This window comes from Gardnerella sp. DNF01157 (genome assembly GCF_049244225.1).
Classification (GTDB): Bacteria; Actinomycetota; Actinomycetes; order Actinomycetales; family Bifidobacteriaceae; genus Bifidobacterium; species Bifidobacterium leopoldii.
This window is the reverse complement of record NZ_CP058388.1, coordinates 580,943-598,367: the sequence shown is the minus strand read 5'-3', so window position 1 is coordinate 598,367 and position 17,425 is coordinate 580,943. Positions and strand designations below refer to the sequence as shown.

Sequence of the window (17,425 nt, the reverse complement as noted above, 5' to 3'; positions counted from 1 at the left end):
GCTCCCGGCGGTGTTTAGCAATCGACCAAATCAGTCAGTAACTGAACCCTGGTGGAATGTACGAGAAATAACGTCGAGCTGCTGCTCCTTAGTGAGCTTCACGAAGTTCACTGCGTAGCCGGAAACTCGAACCGTCAAATGCGGATACTTTTCTGGGTGCTCAACAGCATCTTCAAGCTGTTCCTTACGCAAAACATTGATGTTTGCGTGGTACAAGCCGTGACCGTTGCCAGCATCCAAAATGCCAACCAAATTGCTGATGCGCTCGTCTTCGTCACGACCTAAACCATCAGGAGTAATGGTGTTCGTAAGCGAAATGCCGTCAAGAGCATCATCGTAATCAATCTTTCCAACGGAGAACATCGAAGGAAGCATGCCGTGCGAATCCATGCCGTTTTCTGGGTTTGCGCCTGGAGCGTACGGAGTACCCTTCTTGTGACCGGATGGGAAGGAACCAGTGTTCTTACCATACTCAACGTTAGAAGTGATAGTCAAAATGGACTGAGTTGGTACAGCATTACGGTACACAGGCAAACGCTTTACCTGACCCATAACAGTGCTCACAACCCACTTAGCTAAGTCGTCTGCACGATCGTCGTCGTTACCGTAAATTGGGAACTCTCCAACAGTCTTGTAGCCAACGATTAAGTCGTCGTCGCCGCCCTCAATGTACTCGTACTCGTGGCCTTCAGTGGTCTTAGCATCCTTGTTGTAGATTGGGTAAACCTTTGCATACTTCAAAGCAGCCAAGGAATCTGCAGCAATAGACAAACCGGACATGCCGCAACCAAGCGTACGATAGACTTCCCTATCATGCAAAGCCATTTCGATGGACTCGTAAGCGTACTTATCGTGCATGTAGTGGATGATATTCAAAGCCTCAATATAGGTTTCGGAAAGCCATTCCAAAGCCTTCTCGTAGTTAGCCTTAACTTTCTCGTAGTCGAGAGTACCGTCAGCTTCTGGCTTGATTGGGTCAATAACACCCTTATCAATAACCTGCATACCGGTCATTTCATCGCGACCGCCGTTGATTGCGTAAAGCAAAGCTTTTGCAGAGTTCACGCGAGCAGCGAAGAACTGCATTTGCTTACCGACGCGCATTGGAGAAACGCAGCAAGCAATAGCAGCGTCGTCACCCCAGTGCTCACGAATGTCTTTATCGGACTCGTACTGGATTGCAGAAGTGTCGATAGAAATTCGTGCGCAGAAACGCTTATAAGCTTCTGGAAGCTTTGGATCCCAGAAAATAGTGATATTTGGCTCAGGACCAGGTCCCAAATGCTCAAGAGTCAAAGTGTTGAGCAAACGGAACGAAGTCTTGGTTACGAAAGTGCGACCATCCTCGCTGAAGCCTGCATCGGACCAAGTTGCCCAGTAAGGATCACCAGAGAAGATTGCGTCGTAATCCTTAGTACGCAAGAAGCGCACAATACGAAGCTTCATAACAAGAGCATCAATAATTTCCTGAGCGTCGGTTTCGTTAATTAAACCTGCCTTCAAATCGCGCTCAAAGTAGCAATCAAAAAATGCAGAAACGCGACCAAAGCTCATTGCAGCGCCATCCTGGCTCTTAACAGAAGCAAGATAGCCCATGTAAGTCCACTGAACAGCTTCCTTAGCGGTCTTAGCTGGACGAGTCAAATCCAAACCGTACTCGTTACCCAAGTTAATAAGCTGCTTCAAAGCCTTAATCTGCTCGTCATGCTCTTCGCGGAAGCGAATCCAATGCTCAATTTCAGTCTCGGTAAAATCGTTACGGTATGGAATCGAATCCTTGTCGCGCTTCTTGAACTCAATAAGCATGTTCACGCCGTAAAGAGCCACACGACGATAATCGCCAATAATACGACCGCGGCCGTAAGCATCTGGCAAACCGGTCAAAATCTTGTTGTGGCGAGCAATCTTAATATTCTTGGTGTAAACGCCAAATACACCATCGTTATGAGTCTTGCGGTAGACGGTGAAGATCTTCTTGATTTGAGGATCTACTTCCTTGCCAGCTTCTTTAATAGCCTGCTCAACCATGCGCCAACCGCCGTTTGGCATCATAGCGCGCTTGCAAGGCTCATCAGTTTGCAAACCGACGATTACGTTATCTACTTCTGGGCTTTCAATGTAACCTGCTGGCATTGCGTCAATGCCTGCTGGGATATGAGTTTCAACATCATAAACACGACGTTCACGTTCAACAGCCAAGTAGTTGTCGTCGAGATACTTCCACATGTGCTTCGTTTTTTCAGTGGCATTTGCCAAGAAGCTTTCGTCACCTTCATATGGCGTATAGTTCTTTAATATAAAGTCGCGTACGTCAATGTCTTTTTTCCAATTTCCGTCAGTAAAACCATTCCACGCTTCGGTACGAAGATCCTCTTCACTGAGAACTGGTGCATCAACTGATGTCATGTTTAGACTCCTTTTGTACCCGCAACGCATCTTCACGCTGCCCTAATAACAATGTTAGGGCATATGTAAACGCATACACGAGTAGTTTTGCAAAAAATCTAGTGAAATATATCACATTTATTCACGAAAAGCTGTGGTAACAGGCATTCTGCGATCCCTGCCAAAAGCAATAGCGCTTACTTTTGGTCCAAGCGGATACTGCCTGCGCTTCCATTCTGCGCGATCAACTAAACGCATAACCGTGTCAACAGTATGCTCGTCAAAACCATCTGCAAGCAAATCTGCTCTACCATGAGCAAGCTCAATATGAGCCTCTAAAACGCGATCGAGCAAATCGTACTCAGGTAAAGAATCAGAATCCTTTTGCCCTGGACGCAACTCTGCACTCGGAGGCTTAATAATAGAATTAACAGGAATAAGCACGCCATCTTGCGGAGCTTTCGCTTTCTGAGAATCCTCATATCCAACAATTGGCAGCATACCAATACCTACTCCAGCATTCGCAGCGCGATTCCTCCAACGAGAAAGTGCCCAAACGCGCGTCTTAAGCAAATCCTTAATAGGAGCATACCCTCCTACCGCATCGCCATAGATAGTAGAATATCCGCAAGCAAGCTCCGATTTATTACCAGTTGCGAGCGCCAAAACACCGCGCGAATTTGAATATGCCATTACGATTACGCCACGAACGCGAGCTTGCAAGTTTTCCGCAGCAACTCCTTCTAAGGAAAGTTGTGATTGGAAAGCTTTAAAAAGCGGTTCAATTGGTTGCACATCGTAGTGAGCGCCAATTCGCTCTGCTAAATCGCGCGCATCGTCTTTAGAACCGTCCGAAGAGTACATGCTTGGCATAGAAATGCCATACACATTTGCTCCACCGCAAGCATCGGCAGCCATAGTAGCTACTAAGGCAGAATCAATTCCTCCAGAAAGTCCTAAGCACACGCCCTTAAAACCATTCTTACGCATGTAATCTCTAAGACCTACAACACACGCACAATACACTTCTTCATCTGCGTCAAGTTTTGGAGCAATGCTTGAAACTTTCTGCTTTTTCAGCGAGTTATCAAAATCAACAAACGACAAATCTTCAGCAAACATTGCCGAGCGTTCAAGCAAAGTTCCGTCAGAATCAACAACAAAACTTCCACCGTCAAAAACCAAATCATCTTGACCACCGACCTGGTTCACATACACAACCGGCGCATTGACTTCAACAGCGCGCTTTTGAGCCAAACTCAAACGCACATGAGTTTTACCTTCCTCATATGGAGAACCGTTCATAGTTACTAGCGCATCGATACCAAGTTTTGCCAAACGCGCAACAGGACCGCCATCTTGCCAAATATCTTCGCAAATAGCAAAACCTAGACACATTCCATCTACTTCCAGCAGCTCACACTTATTGCCAGAAGAGAAAATACGAAACTCGTCAAAAACACCATAATTTGGCAAGAAATGCTTGTCGTATTGCAACACAGATTTGCCTTCATGCAATACGAGAAGCCTGTTTCGAGGCTTTCCAGCAGACTCGTCAAAGCCAACAGTTCCAACTACTACGTAAAGCTCCCCCAAGCCTTCTTCTGAAAGTTTTGATGCAAGCAAGTCTGCAGCTTTTTGTGCAGCTGTGCGGAACGTGGCACGCAAGGCGAGATCTTCAATAGGATACCCAGTCAAAGTCATCTCAGGAAATACAACCATGCGAGCACCCGACTGCTTTGCGCGCGCAGCATACTTCAAAACTTTTTCAACGTTGCTATCAATATTCCCAACGCAGGTATCTATCTGCGCTAACGCCAATCGCAAAAAACTCATACATTACAGTCTAGTAGATAGCTTCATTGCAAGTAAGCGACGTGTTGAAAAACTTATTTTTTCTCTTTCCACACTGCAAGTATGCGAATTATTAACACGTCATAAATAATACTAATAAGCAAAGTATAGAATTATTGATTTTTCTCGCCTATATTGATAATTCGTTACTCGCGAAGGGGATTTAACTTTAAACGAATTTCACCGAACAAGGAGCAGGAAATATGCGAAAAATTAAAGTTATTGCATCAATTACAGCACTGGCAGCATTAGCGACTTTCACTTTAAGTGGCTGCGGTAGCTCAAAAGCAGGCGCGAAGGATGACAAAACTATTACTGTTGCTGCTTCGCCTACTCCGCATTCTGAAATCTTAAATAAGGTTGTAAAGCCAATCTTGCAAAAAGAAGGCTACAAGCTAGTAGTAAAGGAATTTACTGACTACGTGCAGCCAAATACAGCTACTGAAGAAGGCGAAGTTGACGCAAACTACTATCAGCATTTGCCTTATCTTGACAACTTTAATAAGGAAAAGGGAACTCACCTTGTTTCAGTAGGTGGAATTCATTTTGAACCATTTGGATTGTATCCAGGAAAAACCAAGACGATTAAAGCATTAGCAAATGGCGCAACTGTTGCAGTTCCAAATGATCCTACTAATGAGGCTCGCGCATTGCTTCTTTTGCAAGATGCTGGATTGATTAAGTTGAAGAATCCAAAGGATATTAACGCTACTACAAAAGATATTACTGAGAATCCTAAGAATTTGAAGTTTAAAGAACTTGAAGCGGCAACAGTTCCTACTGCCATTAAGGATGTGGATCTTGCTGCCATGAATGGCAATTACGCTATTCAAGCTGGTTTTAACCCAACTAAAGACCCACTTACTTCAGAAAAAGTTGGTGGCATTGCGGCTAAAACTTATGAAAATATTATTGTAGTAAAGAAGGGCTCTGAAAAGTTTGCAAAAATCAAAGCCTTACTCAAAGCTTTGAAGACAAGCGAAGTGCGCGACTATATTACTAAAACTTACAAAGGCGCTGTGCTTCCTGTTTTCTAAATAATACTCACAATGTAGCCACCTAATGCCGCATGTGTATGCTTCGTGTATGCTTTGCGGCATTATTTTATAAGCGTGTAATATACGTAATGTGCGTGCTAGTCAATAATCTAGTTAATGACGCTAGTTAGTAACTCTAGTTAGTAACGAAGTATATTTCACACAGAAAGCAATAATCTGTTAAGGAAAAGCATGATTCAGATCGAACATCTTCACAAAAGCTACGGCAAAGGTAGCAAAGCGAATGAAGCATTACACGACATTAATCTGACTATTGAATCGGGAGAAGTATTCGGAATCCTTGGTTCTTCTGGTGCAGGAAAGTCTTCGCTAGTTCGTTGCATGAATCTGCTTGAGCGACCAACTTCTGGCAAAATTATTGTTGACGGAAATGATATTAGCGAAGTAAAAGATAAAGAACTTGCAAAAGTACGCACTAATATTGGCATGATTTTCCAGAATTTTAGCCTTTTCCAGCAACGTACAGTATTGCGAAACGTCACTTTCCCATTAGAGTTAAATCACACTGCAAAAAAGGAACGAGAAGAACGCGCAAACTACTTGCTTGACTTAGTTGGTTTAAAAGATTTTGCAAACCGCTACCCTAGCCAACTTTCAGGCGGACAGCAGCAGCGCGTAGCAATTGCACGAGCATTGGCGAATAATCCGTCGATTATGCTTTGCGATGAAGCAACAAGCGCACTGGACTCCACAACTACTGCGCAAATCCTTGATTTATTGCGCCGAATTAACCGCGAACTCAACGTAACACTTGTTATTATTACACATTCGCTGGCTGTAGCACGAAATATTTGCGACCGAGTTGCAATGATTGATGGCGGACGCATTGTGGAATTAGGTGACACGGATACGCTTTTTGCAAATCCACAAAGCGATATTTTGCGAACTCTTATTGCAGATGAAAAACAAGAAAATCATCGTGCTAAAACTACAAACACGCTTGCAAACGAGGCAACAGACGCACAAACAAACGCGCTTACCAATGAGGTGAAATAACAATGTTAGAAGCTGCTACACAATTTTTTAACGACTACGGTGACTTACTTATTGAAGGCGTGCAAGACACACTCGTAATGACATCAGTTGCAACACTTTTTGCATACCTTATTGGACTTCCAGTTGGCGTACTTCTCATTACATCAAACAAAAAAGGTATTTGCCCTAACGCGCCAATTAACGCAGTTCTAGGCTGGATTGTTAACATCGTGCGTTCTGTGCCGTTTATTATTTTATTAGTTGCAATAATTCCTTTTACTCGTCTCATAGTTGGCACTTCTTTGGGAGTTCCTGGAGCTATTGTGCCACTGGTAATTACTGCTGCACCATTCGTTGCTAGAGTAGTTGAACAATCTTTAGCCGAAGTTGACGGAAGCTTAATTGAAGCAGCACAAAGCTTTGGAGCAAGCAAATTGCAAATTGTTTGCAAAGTGTTGCTGTGGGAAGCTTTACCTTCGCTAATTCGCGGAGCTGCGCTTACATTTATTACGCTTTTTGGATTCTCCGCAATGGCTGGAACAGTTGGCGCAGGCGGACTCGGAGATATTGCAATACGATACGGATACCAGCGCTATCAATACGATGTGATGGCAGTGGCTGTTATTCTTTGCATTATCCTCGTGCAGATTGTGCAAAGCTTGGGAGATTTTATTTCACGCGCAATCAATCATCACGAACGCTAAAGAATTTCGCAACATACCCACCACCAATTAAATGCACATAATCGTGTAAACTTACTGGTAATTCGACATTTTGCAGGGGTGCTTTCGAAAGAAGGCTGAGATGGTATTAATTTGCCTAACCCTTCGAACCTGTTAGTTAATACAACGTAGGGAGCAACGATTTTAGTATGACATCGAATTATCCGTACGCATCAATGCGTAATCAATTTAATCTAAGTGCCTGCTTTATTGCAGACCCACAAGCTTGTAATAATCGTCCACTTACAGATATTGTCGATGATGCTTTGCGCGCTGGAGCGACTTTTATTCGTCTTCATTGCAACAATGAAAACGCTAAAGAAATCACTACTATTGCACGCGATATTGCACAAATCATCGAAGACAATAACAAATGCGATTCTGTAACTTTTGTTATCGATGAACGTGTTGATGTCGTTTGGCAAGCTCGCAATCAAAGCATCAAAGTTGACGGAGTGCATTTAGCACAAAGCGACATGGAGCCTAGAGAGGCTCGCGCACTTCTTGGCGAAGATGCTGTAATCGGCTTATCTGTTGAAACCGAAAGCTTAGTTAAAGTAATAAACGAACTGCCAGATGGATGCATTGATTACATTTGCGTAACAGCAATGCACAATCCTGAAGAAGGATGCGAAAGCACTACTGCCGCTTACGAATTGGAAGCAAACCACACAACGCTGGACGAAGCGAAAATTAATACGATTTGTTCCGCAAGTGATTTCCCAGTTCTAGTTGGCGGAAGAACTGCGCTCGACGATATCGATACAATCGCTCACACTAAGGCTGCAGGATGGTTCGTTTCTGAAGCACTGTATTCTTCAGAAACACCAGAATCAACTATGCGTGAGTTTGTTGAACATTGGAAAGCTGTGCGAGGCGAAGAAAAGCACGGCTACGCTAAGCGAGTAATAGTTGCAGAAAATTCTGAATCAAAATCTTCAGAAACTCAAGAAAAGAAACCAACTTTTATTAACGCTAAAGAAGCAAAGGATGCTGCGAAATTAGCTAAACAACAGCGAGTTGACATTGCAGCTCGTGGTTGCACTCAGCGCGATAAAGCTCATATTCGCAAAACAACTCCAGTTCATTTTGAGTATGAATATGGTTCTTACGATTTGGAAGTTCCTTATACGGAAATTAAGCTTTCGGATACTCCTGGCGTAGGTCCTAACCCGCCTTTTAAGGATTACAATACTGAAGGTCCAAAGTGCGATCCGAAGGAAGGCTTGGCTCCGCTTCGACTTGACTGGATTCGCGACCGCGGTGACGTTGTGGAATATGAGGGTCGCAGGCGCAATCTTCAAGACGACGGCAAGCGCGCAATTAAGCGAGGCAAAGCTTCTAAAGAATGGCGTGGTCGCACGCATAAGCCAATGAAGGGCGCAGATCATCCGATTACGCAAATGTGGTACGCTCGTCACGGAATTACTACTCCGGAAATGCAATATGTTGCAACGCGCGAAAATTGCGATGTGGAGCTAGTTCGCGAAGAAATTGCAGCAGGACGCGCTGTAATTCCTTGCAATATTAACCATCCTGAAGCTGAGCCTATGATTATTGGCTCGCGCTTCTTAACTAAGCTCAACGCAAACATGGGTAATTCTGCTGTTACGTCATCTATCGACGAAGAAGTAGAAAAGCTTACGTGGGCTACGAAGTGGGGTGCGGATACCGTTATGGATCTTTCCACCGGTAACGATATTCACACAACGCGCGAATGGATTTTGCGCAACTCCCCTGTGCCAATTGGAACAGTGCCAATGTATCAGGCTTTGGAAAAAGTTGAGGATGACGCTTCTAAGCTCAGCTGGGAGCTTTTCCGCGACACTGTTATTGAGCAGTGCGAGCAGGGCGTTGACTACATGACTATTCACGCTGGCGTGCTTCTTCGCTACGTGCCGCTTACTGCAAACCGCGTAACCGGTATTGTTTCTCGTGGTGGCTCAATTATGGCTGAATGGTGCTTGCAACATCATCAAGAGAGCTTCTTGTATACGCATTTTGAAGAATTATGCGAGATTTTCGCAAAGTATGATGTTGCATTCTCTTTGGGCGATGGTTTGCGTCCAGGTAGCTTGGCTGATGCTAACGATGCGGCTCAGCTTTCCGAACTTATGACACTTGGCGAGCTTACGAAGATCGCTTGGAAGCATGACGTGCAGGTGATGATTGAAGGCCCTGGTCACGTGCCATTCGACACTGTGCGTATGAATATTGAGATGGAGAAGGCGATTTGCCAGAATGCTCCATTCTATACGCTTGGTCCTTTGACTACGGATACCGCACCGGGCTATGACCACATTACTTCCGCAATTGGTGGCGTGGAGATTGCACGATACGGCACTGCAATGCTTTGCTATGTGACTCCTAAGGAGCATTTGGGGTTGCCTAACAAGGATGACGTGAAGCAAGGCGTGATTGCGTATAAGATTGCTTGCCACGCAGCTGATCTTGCTAAGCACCATCCACATGCTATGGATCGCGACAACGCAATCAGTAAGGCTCGCTTTGAGTTCCGCTGGTTGGATCAGTTCAACTTAAGCTACGATCCGGATACCGCAATCGCCTTCCACGACGAAACGCTTCCTGCAGAACCGGCAAAAATGGCGCACTTCTGCTCGATGTGCGGACCAAAGTTCTGCTCGATGGCTATTTCGCAAAATATTCGTAAGCGTTTTGGCGGAGCAGCTCAGCAGGAGCAGCTCGTTGAAGAAGCACGCAGTCAGGCAATTGCCGATGGTATGAAAGAGATGAGCAAAAAGTTCCAAGAATCCGGCTCATCGCTGTATCAAAGCGTGAAAGCATAAAATGCAGAAGTACGGAAGCAAAAACTGAATTGCAAGTGCTTCAATAACAATACTTACAACGGATAACAATAGAAGAAGGTTGATATAAACCAAAGCGAGTTTTATAGTGAGCTATTACGCTTGCTATAAGACTCGCTTTCTTTATATTCGCATTTAGATTCTATTAATCCGAACTTTTCGTTGCACGCTTGTAAAGTTTCTGCCGCCTTACAGCAAAAATCCGACCTTTTCGTTGCACGCTTGTAAAGTTTCTGCCGCCTTACAGCAAAAATCCGACCTTTTCTGTACACAAGCGTATAGAAAATGTCGGATTAGTAATTGAGAACTGTAGTATTAAAGAATATTAAATCACATAATGTTTAATCACAAAACTTCAATAGAAATAATACCTACAGGCTCAAGAGGAGCATCAGATCGATCAGTTGCGACAGCCTCGAGCTTATCGACAACCGCCTTCGATTCATCGTCAGCAACTTCGCCGAAAATTGTATGGTGACCGTCAAGCCATGGAGTTGGCACAGTTGTAATGAAGAACTGCGAACCGTTAGTGCCATGCAAACGACCGTCACGACCGCGACGCTTTCCAGCATTTGCCATAGCGAGCAAATAAGGCTTATCAAACTTCAAGGATGCGTCAATTTCATCGTCAAACTCGTATCCAGGACCGCCAGTTCCGTTACCAAGTGGGCAGCCACCCTGAATCATGAAGTCCTTAATAATGCGGTGGAAAGTTAAACCATCGTAAAATGGCTCATGCGAAGGTTTTCCACTGAATGGGTCAAGCCACTCACGCTCGCCGGTAGCTAAGCCAACAAAATTTTTGACGGTTTCAGGCGCGTTACTGTCAAACAAATTGATTTTTATATCGCCTTCAGAAGTATGCATAATAACTGTAGTCATGTGGTAATTCTCCCATATTTTCAAGACTGTTTCAATTCGTGTTAGATAAAAATATTCGCATACAAAAATGCCTCACTTTGCGTAGTAAAGAAAGACGCAAAGTGAGGCACATTTTACATTAACTTCATTATGCTAATTAACCCAATACTCAGCAAACTTACTGAATACAATTAAGCAAACATTAAGCAGCTCTAAAACTAGCTGATCTGCAATAACCAGACCAGCTAGCAAATATCCTACTTATTACTATGACGAGAAGTACCACGACGCTTAGCCGAGAAAAGCGCAGCACCAGCAGCACTAAGAGTTGCAGCAAACAAGCCAAACACAGACACGTCACTACCAGTCTTACTAAGCTGAGCAACACTACCACTCTTCAACACCTGAGCGCGCACAGAAGCACGAACATCAGCCGCATGAGCCTTAGCAGCAGCCAAAGCCTTACGAGCAGCAGAAAGATTCTGAACCGCAGCATCAACCTGAGCCTGAGTAGCGTTAGGATCAACAGCAACCTTCTTAGCCTCAGCCAAAGCAGCATCAAGAGCAGCCTGAGCCTTAGCAACTTGAGCATCCACCTGCTTCACAGCCGGATTATTCTCAACAGCAGCATCAAGAGCAGCAGAATTTACGCCATTAGCATTATTAGCGTTAGCGTTGGCAGCATTGGTGTTAGCAGTGTTACCTGCATTACCAGAGTTTACGCCAGCACCAGCGTTACCAGCTACGTTGGCAGAATTACCAGTATTAGCACCAGCACCAGCGTTACCGTTACCAGCATTTCCAGGCTGCAAATCAGACTCAGCACCCTGAATCTGAACATTCAACTCACCCTTATCCACAGTAGTAGGCGCATTATCATTCACACCATAACCAGCTTCAGAACCAGAACCAGCATTACCAGTTCCAGTTCCAGCACCAGTTCCAGTATTATCAGTTCCGGCACCAGGAGTTGGAATCGGGTTTGGAGTTGGCTTCAAATCATTCTCAGCCTTCTTCAAATCCTCAGTAGCCTGATTCACCTGATCCTGTGTAGCATTCGGATTATTGTTCACTTCGTTAGCGTGATCCAAAGCATGATCATAAGCCTGCTTCTTATCCGAAGGAGCATTCGTATAATCATCAGACTTCTTCACATCACCACTATTCGCAATCTCATGCTGCAAACCACTCTTATCAACCGAAGGAGCCGGGGTTGGTTCTGGCTTCTTACCATCCAACGCAGTCTTAGCAGTAGTAATAGCCTGAACAGCGTTAGCAACCTCATCAGCCGTAGCATCAGTCTTAGCTAACACGCTTTGACCATCACTAATAGCCTTATCGTAAGCACCCTGCTTATCAGCATCAGCATACTTATACGCGTCAGAATCCTTCACCTGCCCAGCAGCATCAACAAGAGCCTTCAAATCACTCTTATCAACAGAAGGAGCCGGGGTTGGCTTTTGTTCCTTACCATCAAGATCCTTAGCAGCATTCTGCAATGCAGCCAATGCATCATTAACAGCTTTTTGCTTCTGTTCTTGAGTCTTTGGATCCTCGCCGGCAGCCAACTGTTTCCTGCCCTCAGCATCCGCAATTGCATCTTCAGCCGCCGTAAGCGCCTTATCGAAAGCCTTTTTCTTATCATCAGAAGCATTCTTATACTTCACATCATTCTTCAAAGGCTTATCTTTGTCGACTTCAGCTTGCAATGCAGTTGTATCAATGCCGTCAAGAGCCTTGCGAGCATTCACTAAGTTAGCAAGAGCAGCACCGATTGCATTCTGCTGAACTGCAGCATCAGCACCAAGCGCAGTTGGATTCTTTGTTGCATTTTCAAGAGCAGCTTTTGCAGCTTCAAGAGCTTTGTCGAATACTTCCTTCACATTCTTAGTTGCATTCTTGTATACAGGATTATCCTTCAAAGCAACATCAGCATCGTATTCTTTTTGCAAGTCGTCAGTGTACAAACCAACACCCTTAACAGTGCTATCAAGGCCTTGCATAGCTGTAAGCAAATCGTTGTACAAAGCGTTAGCACCGTCAGCGTTAATATTGTCGCTGTCTGCGCCATCAACCTTATCTAGTTGAGTGTTTGCAGCCTTCAAAGCAGCATCGAAAGCATCCTTCTTAGTTTGCTCAGCAGAAGAATACTTTTTATCTTTATCATCTTTCTTAAGCGCGTCTGCACTCGTAGCAAGATCAGCCAAACGCTTCATCACACCGTTCAAGTTCAACGCTTGCTCAAGAGCATCATCGATGTCATCCTTGCCGTCAGCATGATCAGAAGCATCAGTGCTATCAAGAAGATCCTCATAATACTGCTTTTGAGCCTTGTTCAAATACTTAAGATCAGCAATCTGCTTCTTAGCATCCTCAATCTTTTGAGCTTTCAAGTAACGATTAGCAATACCGGTTGGATCACCAAGCTTAGTTGCAGCATTGATTTCTTTCGTAGCTTTTTCCTTGTCAGCAGCAGAAAGATTACTTGCATTAATACGTGCAATCTGAGCTTTCTTCTCTTCGGCAAGTGCAGAATCTTGATCGTTGGTGATACTAGAAGTATCGCGCTTAGGCGTATTATTCTTGATATCTTCCTTAGCAGCATTAAGCGAAGTATCTACGCCATCAACAGCCTTCTTGATTTCAGAAGGCTTAGTTGCTTTGTTAACAGCAGATTCAGCATCATCAATAGCTTTAATAGCAGCATTATACTTATCTTTAGCTTTCGTCTGTTGATCAGCACTTAAAGCATTATATGCTGCAACAAGCTCTGCTTTCTTAGTTTCAAGCTTCGCAATACCAGCATTCCTGGCATTCTGCTCATTACTTGTATTCTGTAGCTTTGCAGCTTCGAGAGCATCACGAATCTCAGATGCAGATGCAGGATTTGCTTGCAACTTCTCAGCCAAAGTCTTAAGCGTAGAATCTTCTTCTGGCGTAGAGCCAAGTACGCTGTTAAGAGCAGCATCCTCAACGTGGTTTGGATCAGACGAATCATCTTTTCCACCCTTACCGTGATCGAGGAACACAAACTTTTCTTTTTGTGCTTCTTCCTTAACGCCCTTAAGCTCATCTGCTAGCTTTGCAGCATCAACAATCTTTTGAACGTCTGCAGGAGCCTTAACATCTACACCATTAAGCTTATTCTTAAACTCCGTCTTTTCTTCAGTTGACAAATGAGTAAGAGCATCGATTGCTTTCTTAGCAGCTTCTTTAGCAGCATCGAGTTTCTGCTGGTTCTCAGCGTCAGCACCATTCTGATTGCCGCTTATTTCACCCTTAATCTTAGGATCATTAGAAGTTGAGTTCTGATTTGCTTTCTCTGCAGCTTCCTTCAAAATGTTTTGAATCTGCTCAGCAGTAGTTGCTGCATCAATACGCTTATCAAAACCATCCTTATCTGTCTTAGTCAGATTTGGATTATGATCGATAGTCTCCTTAGCTTGCTTCTTCATCTCGTTAAGAGCATCGTCGCTAAGCTTTGGAGTTTCTTCCTTCTTCTTGTAGCTAATAGCAACAGTGAAAAGCTGAGTACCCTTGGCATCCTTAAATACCATTGACTTATAATCAGCGGCATCGCCAGTCTTACTGGAAGTAACTGACTTAATATTATCGTCAGCAATCTCCATATCAATAGTGCCAGACTTTGGAGTTAAATCAGTAGGCAAAGCTGTAGTAACAGTATTAGCATGGAAATTGTCGCTCTTATCGTAGTTAGCTTTTACGAACGCTTCCACAGCCTTCTTGAAATCATCTTCAGTAAGCTTGTTTGGATCATCAACTACAACGTCACCAGCAGAGTTGTACATACGATCAGCATGCTTTGCTTCACTCAGCTTCTTAATAAGATCACGAAGCTCTCCGGCATCATTCATTTTATCAATAGCATTATCAGTTATTTTATCTTTATCTAAACCAGCTCTTGTAAAGTCAGATTTAGTAAGATTTTTCTTCTCATCCAAAAGCTGCTTAGCAAGAGCCTTCAGCTGATCAATAGTGTTATCCGTAGGAGTCTGCTGAGTATTACCCTTTTTAACATACAAATCGCTGGGTTTGATGGTAAACAACGGCATTGTCTGAGCGGAATCCCAGTCACCATTATCATCGTTGTCAGCCCATGGGTGGCCAATCACCTGGATGCCAAAGTCATTGCCTACTATACTAAACGAACTCATTGGTCCATAATTACTACCTGAAGCTTCATACGCACCCATATTGTGAGTACCATTTTTTGGAGTCCAAGTCTTTTTAACAGTAATGCTATCACTAATAGAAGATAGATCAGCTTCAGATACATTATCGTAATTGTCTGTTACAAACTGCTTTAGTGCCTTAATGGCATCTTGAGCATTTGGCTTATCTCCATCAATCTCAATTTTTCTAACGTTATATGTAAACGTATTCTTTGGATTATCTGTGTCAGTATCGGTCTTGCTCGTAGGCGTCTGCTGCGTAGGATTCTGAGTACCAGTTCCAGTTGACTTCTTCTTATAGAAGATGCCGATTGGATACTTTCTATCTTCATATCCTTTAGCTTTAAAAGTTACCGTACCAGTTGCAATATCAATCTTTGCAGAAGTAAGAGTTACAGTCTTATTACTATCGCTTGCGTCCTTAGCTGTTAAAGCTTGCAATGAAGCTTCAAGGTTGTTAAGTTGATCCTGACCAACTGTTGCATTCTTATCAAATGGATCGAAATTAACTTCCGTAGGTGTTGCCGGCAAATCAACCGTAAACTCTTTGGTAGTTTGCTTTTGCTCAGGCTTTGTAGCTTGCGTCGGCTTCTTCTTCAAGAACATCCAAGCAGGAATGGTAGTTTGTGAACCATCTGCCCAGGTAATTACAGCATTGTTTTTGTTATCAAACGTTACAGGAGACGTATTCTTGTTATGCTTTTTAGCAGCTTGATAAACAGGGAAACTCTTATTTGCTTCATCAAATGCCGACGCAATAGTAGTCTTTTGATCTTGAGTTAATGACTTAGATGGGTCATCTACTTCCGTAGGAACTGGAACGCGATACGGTGCCCAATCGGCGATAGTTGCGCCTTGATACACCAAATCTGTAGAAGGAATAGTAAGCTCTGATCCATCAGCATAAGTAACTTTTGCACTGCCGTCTTCTTGAACGCGAATTTCATAATGGTTGTTAGTTTTCTTCACATTCTGCAAGAAGGCATTAGGCGTAGAACCACCATTAGCATTAATAATTGCCTGAGTTACCGCAGTCTTTTCATCAGACGTGAGCTTCGACAACTTCACTACAGGCGTACGAGCTGGAAGCGTTGGCTTATACTTGTCTTTATCTGTTTCGTTCTTTAATACCAATAAGCTAGCCGGCATAACACGCTTAGTGCCGTCTGTAAAAGTAATAGTCGCATTACCTTTAGCATCAACACTAATGCCGTTTTCTGCTACCAGTTGATCAAACAGATTTGGATGGTCTTTATCGTTACTCTTATTAGCATCATTAATAGCAGTTTTTACTGCTTTCTGTTCATTATCATCAAGCGAGTCAAGATTCTTTACAGGCGTCAGCTTAGGATATTTCAATTCCAAATGATCCGCAATCTTTGGTGCACGCATCGTGCTGCCTGCAACGTAACGCCAATTACCAACACCGCGGTAAATGCCTGCAACAAACAATAGCGGCTTCTGATCGCGCTGCTTCCAAGCATCATCTGTCATTTCTGCTACATACGACATTTCGTAGTAGCGTTGACCAGCAGACTCCCAGTCAGCAAAAATACCTTGAAGACCGTTAGCATTACCATCCTTGTAAATATTCCACTGATCTCTGGTATTACCAGAATTATCGTAATCTCCTGATTTACCACCAATACCGACCATACGCTGCCAACCCTTGCCATCGATGGTCTTGTCGCTACCAGAGTAATAATCGCGTGAAACACTGTGTTTCCACTGATCTATGCTGTTATACGTGTGGTCACTTGCTACAACATAGCCTTGCCTTGAAGCATTTTTCAACTTTTTAGCGCCAGGAGTAGATGGACTAGAAGCCTCTTGAGTTCCTCGCTCATTCCTTACCAAGCGGATTTGGGAAATCGTATCTGCTTTCAAACCATTTGGCACACCAAACCACCAAGTTGGTCTTAAATCCCACTTATCTGGTTGTTTATTGGCATCCTCAGGATTATTAGAAGTATATTCAACGCGCACAAACTTACCAAGCGGATCAACACCATCGTTTCCACCTTTAAGCGCGTCAGCCTTAGTTTTATAATATGTTACTTTAATCAGCAAACGCTCTTTACTGTAATCAGCGTCAGCTTTGTAGCCGTAATAAACGCGAGCACCATCACCACTTACATAGCCGTCAGCATACGCAGGCAAAGGAGTAGAAACGAATACCCCCCCCCCCAATCACCATAGCACCTGCGAGCATAGCTGCGCACACGCTCTTAGAAAGTGGCGCGTAAATAACGCTGTTACTAGATTTTTTCATAGACTTTTGCAAATCAGCAAGATGCTTTGCACTCATGATCTTCTTCGTCATTATTCCTCACTTCAATAATGTGTCTTCTTTATGTTTCTGCTTATACATAATTTGTAATATGCAATCATGCGGCAGCCAATAAATTAGCATTCGCTTCTTTGTTTCATACCAATTTGCTATTTACACAACGCTTCATACTCTCTTAATACGTTTCAATATGCATAAAAATGTGCAAACTGACACTCATACAGGTTGTATGATACTCACATGTTCATACATTGCAAGTAGT

8 protein-coding genes and 1 riboswitch are annotated in these 17,425 nt (G+C 43.6%); of the genes, 4 read left to right on the top strand and 4 right to left on the bottom strand.

The window, feature by feature from the left end:
* Positions 1–30 precede the first annotated feature (30 nt).
* Together pflB and HXT38_RS02135 are read right to left on the bottom strand one after the other, a co-directional pair.
* Positions 31–2,406: a formate C-acetyltransferase gene (gene pflB / locus HXT38_RS02140; RefSeq protein ID WP_116971069.1), complete on the bottom strand. Its 2,376-nt coding sequence runs from the start codon at positions 2,404–2,406 to the stop codon at positions 31–33.
* 117 nt (positions 2,407–2,523) lie between these two features.
* Positions 2,524–4,221: an NAD+ synthase gene (locus HXT38_RS02135; RefSeq protein WP_410297575.1), complete on the bottom strand. Its 1,698-nt coding sequence runs from the start codon at positions 4,219–4,221 to the stop codon at positions 2,524–2,526.
* Between the two features lie 221 nt (positions 4,222–4,442).
* Between HXT38_RS02135 and HXT38_RS02130 the strand changes: the two genes are divergently transcribed.
* The 4 genes from HXT38_RS02130 to thiC all read left to right on the top strand — a co-directional run bounded on the left by HXT38_RS02130 (position 4,443) and on the right by thiC (position 9,801).
* Complete coding sequence (locus HXT38_RS02130) at positions 4,443–5,276, top strand: MetQ/NlpA family ABC transporter substrate-binding protein (RefSeq protein WP_004106340.1); 834 nt, start codon at positions 4,443–4,445, stop codon at positions 5,274–5,276.
* A gap of 192 nt (positions 5,277–5,468) precedes the next feature.
* Positions 5,469–6,293: a methionine ABC transporter ATP-binding protein gene (locus HXT38_RS02125; protein ID WP_004119080.1), complete on the top strand. Its 825-nt coding sequence runs from the start codon at positions 5,469–5,471 to the stop codon at positions 6,291–6,293.
* A gap of 2 nt (positions 6,294–6,295) precedes the next feature.
* The gene (locus HXT38_RS02120; RefSeq protein ID WP_004119079.1) at positions 6,296–6,976 is read left to right on the top strand and encodes a methionine ABC transporter permease; all 681 of its coding nucleotides are present in this window, start codon (positions 6,296–6,298) and stop codon (positions 6,974–6,976) included.
* A gap of 64 nt (positions 6,977–7,040) precedes the next feature.
* A riboswitch (TPP riboswitch) is annotated at positions 7,041–7,146 on the top strand.
* Positions 7,144–9,801, top strand: a complete 2,658-nt coding sequence (gene thiC / locus HXT38_RS02115; protein WP_004119078.1) for a phosphomethylpyrimidine synthase ThiC — start codon at positions 7,144–7,146, stop codon at positions 9,799–9,801. It overlaps the preceding riboswitch by 3 nt.
* Positions 9,802–10,164: 363 nt before the next feature.
* Here the strand turns inward: thiC and HXT38_RS02110 are convergent, their stop codons facing one another.
* Both HXT38_RS02110 and HXT38_RS02105 read right to left on the bottom strand, forming a co-directional pair.
* Positions 10,165–10,701, bottom strand: a complete 537-nt coding sequence (locus HXT38_RS02110; protein WP_004106348.1) for a peptidylprolyl isomerase — start codon at positions 10,699–10,701, stop codon at positions 10,165–10,167.
* A gap of 236 nt (positions 10,702–10,937) precedes the next feature.
* On the bottom strand, positions 10,938–17,063 hold the full coding sequence (locus HXT38_RS02105; protein ID WP_421791984.1) for a hypothetical protein: 6,126 nt from the start codon (positions 17,061–17,063) through the stop codon (positions 10,938–10,940).
* Positions 17,064–17,425: the final 362 nt, after the last annotated feature.